Annotated in this window: 3 protein-coding genes; all 3 read left to right on the forward strand. The window is 63.5% G+C overall.

Going from position 1 to position 10840, the window contains the following annotated elements:
• Nucleotides 1-651 precede the first annotated feature (651 nt).
• Nucleotides 652-9474, forward strand: coding sequence for a DNRLRE domain-containing protein (locus tag ABFX54_RS45960; protein WP_346113352.1), 8823 nt, complete (start codon nt 652-654; stop codon nt 9472-9474).
• 230 nt (nt 9475-9704) lie between these two features.
• On the forward strand, nt 9705-10118 hold the full coding sequence (locus tag ABFX54_RS45965; protein ID WP_346113353.1) for a hypothetical protein: 414 nt from the start codon (nt 9705-9707) through the stop codon (nt 10116-10118).
• Nucleotides 10119-10508: 390 nt separating this feature from the next.
• Entirely contained in the window at nt 10509-10787 is a 279-nt protein-coding gene (locus tag ABFX54_RS45970; protein ID WP_346113354.1) for a hypothetical protein, read from the forward strand.
• Nucleotides 10788-10840 lie beyond the last annotated feature (53 nt).

The raw sequence follows: 10840 nt of genomic DNA on the forward strand, positions 1-10840 counted from the left end.
GCGCTAGGTGGAGGAGGCCGGTCAGGAAGGTTGTGATTCGCACAGCTTCTCCGAAGCTGCGTTGCTGCACTGGGGCGTCGTGAGGGATGGTCATTGTGGTGGTGTTCCGACCGGGGGCATGGATGACCTTCGAGGGGCGCGAGGGACAAACGTCTCAGATCTAGGCATAGATGCCGACGGGCGTCAAGATCGTGTGGTGAAGATCGCAGTCAGTGGGCCACTTCGCAGCATCTTCGCTGAATGGATGCCGCAGTGGGTCGGGAGCGATGCATAGCTGTGAGTTTGCTGAGAGTGGATCTGCCGGTCCAGTCAGCGGACAGTTGCGGCGACCTGCGGTGATCACTCAGCGTTAGAACAGTGTTCATTGGCCTGGAGCCCCGTCTACGAGAAGGTTTGCAGCTAGCGACAGTGAGCCGTCAAGGCCCGAGCAAGCGTTCGGATGCCTCTAAAGTCACGTTAAGTGAATCTTGACGGAATCGTCCGCTTTGTGGCGTGATATGGCTGTTTTGCTTCTGTGGATCTTTAGATCCCCCTTATCTGCGCTCTTCGGAGCAGCAGGTGCAAGGAGTGTTCGTGTCGCAACCACCATCCCCACGGCGGCAGGCCGTCGGTGCCCGCCGGCCTCGACGTCGCCCACCGTTACGCGCGTCTGTGGTCACCGTCACTACGCTGGCGCTGGTTACCACGCTCATGTCCGCGCCGCCCGCCTCGGCACAGACCGGCTCGGCGCAACCGAGCCTATGGACACGGACCACTGGCTGGCTTGTCGAGCAGTCGAGCGAGCTGGCCGCAGAGGTGACCGGCTGGTTCACCGAGGACCCCAAGGGCGAGATGCGCCCGTCCAGCCAGAAGATCGTTTTGCCGGGCAGGGATACCCGTCCGATGGCTTCCGCACAGGCGAAGCCGCCAGGCAAGCGCGTCAAGGAGCTCGCCGGCAAGCGGTGGCGATTCGGCACGGTGTACGAACTGGAGGACGGCCGCTCGCAGGCGGAGATCTCCACCCGGCCGGTGTTCTACCAGGATTCCTCTGGAGCCTGGGAGCCTGTTGACGTCACGGTCGGCGCGGCCGAGGATGACGGTTTCGTCCGGGGCAACGACAAGACCGGCTTTGAGAGCCTGTTCGGCGACAAGACCGACAAACTGGCCCGGATCGGGCTGGGCAACCGGCGTGTCACGATCGGTCTGGCCGGGCAGAGCCGGCAGGTCACCCCGCAGGTGGAGGGGTCGACGGTCACGTACCCGGGAGTCTGGGACGGGGCCGATCTGATCTACACGGTCACCCCCTCCGGGGTGACGGAGCACATTCGGCTGACCAAGCCGCCCGCCGCCGACGCCACGTTCGCGTTCACCGTGAAGACCACTGGCGGGCTGCGGGCTGGGCAGAACGCTGACGGGTCGATCGCCTTCACCGGTGAGGGCAACGACGCGGTGTTCACCATCCCGCGCCCCTACATGATCGATTCCGAGGCCGATGCGGCTTCTCCGTTCGGCAGGCGGACCGGTGCCATCACCCAGGAGCTGTCCGGACAGCAGGGCAGCGAGGCGACGATCACGCTGAAGCCGGACGCGGCCTGGCTCGCGGCGCCGGAGCGTAAGTGGCCGGTTCTGATCGACCCCACCATCAAGATGAACGACTGGGTGGACGTCTACGACACCTACGTCACCAACGCCTCCGGCAACAGCAACTTCGCCGACTCGTGGAAGCTGCCGGTCGGCAAGACGTCGGCCGGCCTGAACCGGGCGCTGCTCTACTTCGGTCCTCCGGGATCGTATCCGGAAGATCTACTGCCGATCGGTACCCGGGTCGACGAGGCACGGCTGGAGGTGTACTTCGACCAGGCGCTCAGCGAGACCGCGCCGGTGACGCTGGCGGCGCACGAGATCACTGACGACTCCTGGACGTGGGACCCGCTGGGCACCACCTGGAACAACCAGCCCAGCTTCGCCGCCACCGCCGCCTCGACCGTGACCCGCAACGTCGGAGAGCTGTCGCGCTGGCACTCGTTCGATGTCACCGCCATGGTCAACGGCTGGTACTCCAGCGTTGAGGCGCCGATGGCCGGCATCATGCTCAAGGCCGTCAACGAGGCCAAGACAGCGCCGGTGGGCGGGGTCTCCTACCACGCCATGGACGACTTCGGCGCGTTCGATCCGCTGACCGTCGACCCGATCGCGCACCCGCGGTTGCTGGTGACATACGGCAAGCCGTCGGTGAAGCTGGACCAGCCCACGCTCGCCACGTCGGTGGGTGCATCGCTGTCATGGAGCGCCTACGCAGACCCGACCCCTGACGACGACTCCGATGACCTGGTTGAGTATCGGGTGCGGCGCATCTGCCCGTCCGGCTGTCAGGAAACCGCGAATACCACCGGCGGTGACGTCGACGATCTGGTCGTGACCCTGCCGTCGGACGTCACCTCCTACATCGACACCAGCAGCGGCGCCGACCCGGAAGCCGCCGCGGACCCCTCCTACACCCACAGCGCGAACTACTGGGTGGAGGCGGTGCTGAAGAACGGCCAGGTCGTACCGTCCCAGCAGGTCCGGGTGTTCTTGCCCAAGCCCGGATACGTCACCAAGACCCTCTACGCCTCGACGGACACGACGCTGGCCTCGGGCGAACCCACCAGCGGACACGATCAGGTCGCCGGCCAGAAGCGGCTGCAGGTCGGCAACACCGCCACAGCCCTCGGCAACACCCGTGCGGTGGTGAGGTTCGACGACTACGCCAGCGAGATCCCGGCCGGCGCTCAGATCGCCGACGCCCGTTTGTCGCTGTGGCAGGCGACCGCCGCCGGAAGCGGCGCGTCCTTCTCCTCCCACACTTCAACGCACACGTTCGACGAGGCTGCGACCTGGAATGCTCCATGGTCAAGCCCGGGTGGTGACTTCGATGCCACCGCGCTGGACACCCTCACCGGGCTGAGCGACACCGCCGGGTGGCGGCAATGGAGCGTCACCGACGCCGCCAAGGGATGGACCGCCACTTCGTCCACCAACCACGGCCTGCTGGTCAAGGTCGACAACGAAGCCGGCACGGCCAAACAGTCCGCGCAGTTCCTGGCCGGTGAGACCGCCGAACCGCTGCTGCGGCCGAAGCTCGCCGTCACCTACGCCGACAACGGCGAGGTCACCTCGTTCTACGCACCCGGAACGCCGGAACGCCTCGACGTCAGCGAGGCCACCGAGGTCACCGTCATGGTGAAGAACACCACCGACGAGACCTGGCCCGCCGGCACCACCGCGGTCGGTTATCACTGGAAGCTGCCCGACGGCACCGACATCACCACCGACGACAGCCGACTCCTCACCCCGCTGGCGTACGAGCTGGAGCCGGGCGCCTCTGCGAGCGTGACGGCGCAAATCAAGGCGCCGGCTTCGGTCGGCAACCTGGCCGAGGGCGCCCAGCTGGTGTGGGACGTTCAGGACACGACGACCAACAACTGGAAGTCGGCCACCCACCACCTGCCGCAACTGCCGCAGCAGATCCGCCTCGACAGCCCGACAAGTGACCTGCTGGGGCTGGAGAAGTTCTACACCTACACCGGCAAGAACACCGGTGCCGGCGGCACCGCGCTGGTCAACCCTTACGCCGGCAACGTCGTCTGGGGCTACAACGCCTTCTCCAACCCCTCGCGCGGCGTGCAGACGTTCGCCCGGATGACCTACAACAGCCTCGACACCTCGACGGCCTCGCTCGGGTACGGCTGGTCACTGCAGACCTCGACGCTGGCCAAACTCGGCTCGCAACTGCAGTTCCACCCACCCGGCCAGATGTGGCCGGAGCAGGTCCGACTGACCGACGGTGACGGCACCACCCACGTGTGGACGCTGGACAAGCACGGTAACGACAGCTGCCTGCCGAACACCTGCGACTACGTGCACCCCCGCGGCGTGCACCTGTACCTGCAGCGCGTCGCCGAGTCCCCGGACCGGCCCGACGAGTACTCGCGTGACCCCGCCCGCCAGTGGGTGTTCACCAAGCCCGACCGCACCCAGTTCTTCTTCGACGAGGAGGGCTTCCAGTCGGCGATCGTGGACAAGAACGGCAACACCATGTCGTTCACCTACGAGCGGCGTAAGTCCAACAACAAGCCGACCAAGTTCCTGCAGTACATCACCGACGTGTCCGGCCGTCAGACCCTGACCTTCGACTACTACAAGAAGGGCCAGGACTACACCTACATCGACGACGAGAACTGGCAGCCGGTCGACGACACCAAGCTGACCAACCCGCACATCATCGACAACGTCGAGTCGATCACCGACATCGCCGGCCGGAAGGTGACCTTCGTCTACACCGACAAGGGCCTGCTCGGCCGGATGATCGACGGCGCGGGTGATGAGCAGGCCAAGACGTTCGGCTTCGTCTACGACGCCACCCAGGGCAACAAGAACGTCAAGCTGGTCAGCGTCAAGGACCCACGCGGTCACGACACGAAGCTGGACTACTACGACGCGACCGAAGACCCGGAAGACCTCTGGAAGGTCCAGACGCTGACCGACCGGCTGGAGGGCAAGACCGGATTCGTCTACGAGGATCCGGACGGGCCGCAGGGCGCGGTCATCCACGCCACGGTGACGGATCCGCTGCAGCACGCGACCCGTTACGTGCTCGACGCCTACGGCCGACCTGACGACATCACGAACGCCAACGGCGAGATCACCGATCTGGTGTGGGACACCGACCACAACGTCACCACGCTGACCGAGAAGGGCCGCCCCAACACCGAGACCGAGGACGCCACCACCACGTGGCGCTACGACCAGAAGACCGGCTACCCGCTGGAGATCAAGGATGCCGAGGCCAACAAGAACGGCACCCCGGCGACAACGCTGGACTACGCCTACGGCCTGAACGGCTACGTCGCCGACCTGACCAGCAAGACCAGCCCGCAAGGTCACACCTGGAACTTCGACTACGACGCCAACGGCAACCTGCTCAAGGTGACCGACCCACTCGGCGTCAAAACCACCGACGTCGCCGACGACTACGACACCACCTACGAGTACGACCCCTTCGGCCAGCTGACCAAGGCGGTCGACGCCAACGGCAACCCCACCGCCTTCACCGACTACCACCCCTCCGGCTACCCTGAGAAGATCACCGACGCCTACGACAACGTCACCACCACGCAGTACGACGTGCGCGGCAACGTCCTGTCGGTCACCGACGCGCTGGGCAAGAAGACCACCCAGACCTACGACATCTTCAAGCGCCCGCTGGAGTCCCGTGTCCCCAAGGATCAGGACAAGGACGAGTTCATCGTCACTACGGCGCCGGTCTACGACCCCAACGACAACATCACCAAGGCGACCGCTCCCAACGGCGCTGTCTCCACGGCACGCTACGACGAAGCCGACCAGCTGCTCGAGTCGGCGCTGCCCACCGACACCCCGGACGGCCCGGAGCGGAAGGCCAGCTTCACCTGGGACGCGGCCGGCAACCTGGCGACCCAGACCGAGCCCAACGGGTACATCGCACCGAACACTCCCGCCGAGTTCACCACCACGTACGAGTACGACCCGATCTACCAGCTGAAGGACGTCTTTAGCCCTGACGTTCCCAACGACCGGCAGAACAAGATCTCCTACGAGTACGACGACGTCGGCAACCTCACCAAGGTCGTCGATCCCGTCAAGAACCTCACCGCCGACGCCGCCGACTTCACGGCCTTCTACACCTATGACCTCAACCACCGGGTGAAGAAGACCAAGGACGCCGCAGGCTACGAGACGTCCACCGAGTTCGACCTGGACGGCCTCGTCGTCGGCCAGACCGACCAGGACGACAACAAGACGATCACCGAGTACAACGAGCGCGGCGACGTCATCAAGACCCAGGTCCCGCATGCGCAGACCGACGGCGACATCAAGTACGTCACCACCCAGTTCGACTACGACCAGGTCGGCAACCAGACCAGGACCATCACCCCGCGCGGCGTCGAGACCACTGACGACGACGGCGACTTCGTCGCCGAAACCCGCTACGACAAGCTGAACCGGCCGTACGAGGAGATCTTCCCCTTCGACAAGGACGACCCTGTCTACAACACCCCGGACAAGGTCACCTACGCCTACGATGCACTCTCGCGTCTGAAGGAGATCTCCCAGCCGCCCTCCCACGGGCAGTCCATCCGCAACGTCACCACGATGACCTACTGGGACAACGGCTGGTCGAAGACCACCACCGACCCGTGGGACATCAAGACCACCTACGACTACAACGAGCTGGGCCTGCAGACCAACCGCACCGTCACCAGCGCGGGCGGCTCCAGCCAGCGCGCGTTGGACTGGTCGTACTACCCCGACGGCAAGCTCAAGACCCACTCCGACGACGGCGTCCCGCTCGGCCTCGACGTCGTCATGAACGACAACTCCGACACCGGCCAGGTCACCACCACCGGCACCTGGACGCTCGCCGGTAGCGGCAGCTCGTCGTCGAACATCGTCGGCCCGCAGGTCGAGCCGGCCACCGGGTTCGTCGGCTACGACTACGCCACCGCCCCAGCGGGCACCGGCGAGTCGGCCTTCACCTGGAACCTGACCACGCCCTCGGACGGCACGTACAAGGTGGAGGTGCAGTACCCGTCCGGCGCGACGGCCACCAACGCCACGTACAAGGTCAAGCACAAGGACGGCGAAGCCACCGTCGCCCTCGACCAGACCAAGAACGCCGGTACGTGGGTCGAACTCGGCTCCTACACCTTCACTGCCGGCACCGCCAACACCGTCACCTTGACCGACGAGGCCAACGGCACCGTCGTGGCCGACGCGGTGAAACTGGTCCGTGACAACAGCGGCGAGTCCGACACCGAGAAGAAGGACTTCACCTACACCTACGACGCCAACGCCAACCTCACCCTGATCGAGGACAAGTCCCCAACCGCCAAGATCGACCGGTGGGAGGTCTCCTACACCAACCTCAACCAGGTCGAGCAGATCAAGGAGTCGCTCGACGGCACGCTGAAGAACACCACCGGCTACCAGTACAACCCCAACAGCGCCGTCACCAAGCGCACTCATGACAAGACGGTCGCCACCTACGGCTACGACGTCCGAGACCTGGTCGAGGAGGTCGTCAACAAGAAGTCCGAGACCGACGCCACTCCCAAGACAACCAGGTACACCTACACCTCCCGCGGTGAACGCGACACCGAGACCAAAGCGAACGGCAACACCGTCACCTACGACTACTTCTTGTCCGGCGTCCTGCGCCAGTCGATCGAGAAGAAGCCCAACGGCGCGGTCGTGGCCGAGCACACCATCGGCTACCAGGGCAACCTGCAACGCGCCACCGACCACGCCAAGATCCAGAACGCCGACAACCCCGGCGCCTACCTGGAACACGACTACGCCTACACCTACGACCCCCGCGACCGCATCACCAAGGTCGTCAAGACGCCCATCGGCGGCGGCACCGCGGCGACCGAGACCTACTCCCACGACCCCAACAGCAACGTCTGGGAAGAAGAGGTCCTCGGCAAGAAGACCACCTTCACCTACGACCGCAACCGTCTGATGACGTCGGTCACCAACGGGCAGACATCGACGTACACCTACGATCCCTACGGACGGTTGCGTACCATCCAGGGCGGCGGCAAGACCTGGGAGAAGTACACCTACGACGGCTTCGACCACGTCGTCAAGCATGAGAAGCTCGGCACCGACGGGGCCACCAATACCGTCACGACCTATACCTATGACCCGCTCGACCGCACCACCACCAAGTCTGAAAAGGAAGGTACCGCCGCCGCTAAGACGACCACTTACTCCTACCTTGGCCTGGCTGGCGAGGTCTTGGACGAGGAGGTGGCGGGCAAGATTACAAGATCTTTCCAATACTCGCCTTGGGGCGAGCGTTTGTCGCAAATCAAGATAGAAGCCGACGGGGCGGAGGAGTTTTCCTACTACGGCTATAATCCGCACACCGACGTCGAACAAATTACTACCGAAACGGGCGACACGCGCGCCACCTACGGATACACCGCCTACGGAAAGAATGACGACAAGCTTTTTACCGGTGTCGACAAGCCCGACCCCATCGACCCCACCGCCAAGGAAGAGTACAACCCCTACCGCTTCAACGCTAAGCGCTGGGACAACTCCACCAGCATGTATGACATGGGGTTCCGCGATTACAACCCCAACCTTAACCGCTTCCTAAACCTCGACACGTACAACGGCGCTCTCGCTGACCTTTCGCTAGGCCTCGACCCCTGGACCAGTAATCGCTACGCCTTCGCCGGCGGTAATCCCATCACCAACATTGAAGTAGACGGCCACAACACCTGCCAGCCAGGGGAGTGCCCCCAGCGCGAAGCAGGATTGCGGAGGCTTGCGGAAACAGCCGAGGACAAGGAGCTCAAGAAGACCTACGAGGGGCTCGCCAACAAGGCCGCTAAGAAGGAAGCCGCTGTCTACAACAAGTACAGGCGGAGGAATGACACCGAGCTGGTGATCTTGGGTCACTGGCTCGCGGCCGGCCGAGCGGAATACTGCGGCAGCTTCCCGAACTGCGACTGGGCCGATTTGGACGGCGGGGCGAAATCCGATGGGCTGTTCGGAAGGCCGATCGACGACGCGCTCCTTGACCTTGCGGACATTCTCGGGAGCTGGCCGGCCAAGGGCTTGACCTCCACGATTAGATCGATGCGAGGCGAGGATCCCGCCCAAGTCCCGCGGACCAACTGCCTGAGACCGCAGAGCTTCGCTGAGGGAACTCAGGTACTCATGGCTGACGGTACACGGAAGAACATCGAGGACGTCGAAGTCGGAGACGAGGTGCTAGCCACCGATCCTGATACGGGGAAGAGCAGCGCAAAGAAGGTCACTGCGTTGCACCGCAACAGGGATACCGACATGGCTGATGTCACCATCCAGACCTTGGACGGCCGCACCGCCGTAATCCACACCACCCAGCGCCATCCTTTCTGGGACGCCCAGCGTAAGCAGTGGGTGGACGCCGCCAACCTGCGTACTGGAGATGCAACACGTACGCCATACGCACAGCCAGCACTGGTACGCAAGGTACGAGCCTTCAGCGGACTGCGGTACATGTACAACCTGACGGTCGACAGTGTTCACACGTACTACGTCGTTGCTGGCGCCACTCCCGTGCTGGTACACAACGATAATCCTGGCAACGGAATTGACATAAGCGGCGGAACTCTCTGGCAGGGCAGGTTTCCGGTGGGCGGGGCGATAGACGCTGGTGGACCAAAGAACGGTATCCTGTACAGGATGCAGAATGGGTTGATCAGCAACTACGCCGTCTACGATGCCGATGGAATCATCCTTCGCAGAGTTGATCTTATCGGGGCGGCACATCCCGGGCCGGGCGGAGTGCCAGTTCCGACGCCTCACGTCCAAGTATTTCACAAGCACGAGACTCCAGACGGAAGGATCTATCCTCAGCAAAGCAAGATTGCGATTCCCGCAGGACCCGACGATCTCCCTCGCGCGAGCTGCTGATGAGGGCAGATATAGCATCCGCGGTCTCGTGATTCCGCCACTCTAACTGGAGATGAAGGCGGCCACCACGTGATTTCCAATCACGTGGTGGCCATGGGCGTCCCGCCTTTAACGTTTGGCCGTTCGTCGGTCGAATCCGTCAGGCGATGATGTCGCCGAGAAACCGCAGGCATCGAGGAATTGGATATGACAGGAGAGCTTACACCGTGGAGCTGGGCAATATGCCGCAAGTGAAGGACTGGACTGCCGACGTTGGCTTCTTCGATCTGAGGACATTTATATTGTCAAACGTATCAGTTGCAGAGGCGTTCTCGGTGGCCACCCTTCTCTGCCCGCGGTTCATTGAATACCGAGACTGTGTATTTCTGGAATTTGCCTTCGAAGAGAATAGTGTGAATTCCTGGTTTAATGAGCTCAAGGGTGACAGGGCGAAGGTCGAGGCGGTTGTCAACCATGTCCACCTATGGGACTTCTTTGCCCCTGCGTCCGAGGCCGATAATGAAGCTCTGCAGGACTTTGCTGCACGTATGGCGGAGACATGGAGGCACTCCGCGCGGAAACAGTTCCCGCAGCGGAAATTCGTCGTTGAGGCCAATGACGGGCTTAACGACTACGGGCCAACTGTCGTCATCTACTCGGCATAGTACCCGTCAGCAACACTGAGCCTGGATCCACGGTCTGAATCTTGAGGCGAGGTCCGGGAAATAGCCTGAGGTGCCCTTTGAACTGGGAGGATGGGAGTTCTTCAAGCTTCCAGCCGCCCGTTTCAAAGGACACCTCGTAAGTGCGATTCTCCCACGCCGCCGCCCGTACGCAGGCGATCTTCGATGACGAGCATGCGATCTCCTACAGCGGGCTGGCTCCGGCGATGCGGCTTGGCCGAGCGGTGCGGTCTGGAGCGGCTGGTCGATGCGCATGTGACGCTGGGCGCCGCGGACGGTGTCAACGCGAAAGGCGAAGGTGGTCTCGATCGTGGGCGGGATGGCCTGCGGCGCCGACAGCATCGATGACCTGAACCGCTGCGGCACGGCGGCATGGACAAAATTTTCGACGGTATCCGCGCCCCGTCCACGGTGGGCGCCTTCCTGCGCGCGTTCGCCTGGGGCAACGTCCGTCAGCTCGACAAGGTCGCGCGCGAGTTGCTGGTGAGGCTGGCCGCGCACGCTGGGCTGTTGCCGGGTGCGGACGTGCTGGCCTTCCTCGACATCGACTCGATGCAGCGTCGCACCTTCGGCTACGCCAAGCAGGGTTCCGGGTTCGGTCACACGAAGATCCAGGGCAAGAGCGTGCTGGTTTGCGGGCTGAATGCGTAACGCACGTGGAGAGTGTCGACCGTTGATATCAGGCGCCTGCGGTAAAATCGCGA

Origin of the sequence: Nonomuraea maheshkhaliensis (genome assembly GCF_039529435.1) — a bacterium.
Classification (GTDB): domain Bacteria; phylum Actinomycetota; class Actinomycetes; order Streptosporangiales; family Streptosporangiaceae; genus Nonomuraea; species Nonomuraea maheshkhaliensis.

What these genes read in the sequence shown, in the direction of transcription:
- ABFX54_RS45970 (WP_346113354.1), top strand. Translation starts at nt 10,509, where the DNA reads ATGGACAAAATTTTCGACGGTATCCGCGCCCCGTCCACGGTGGGCGCC.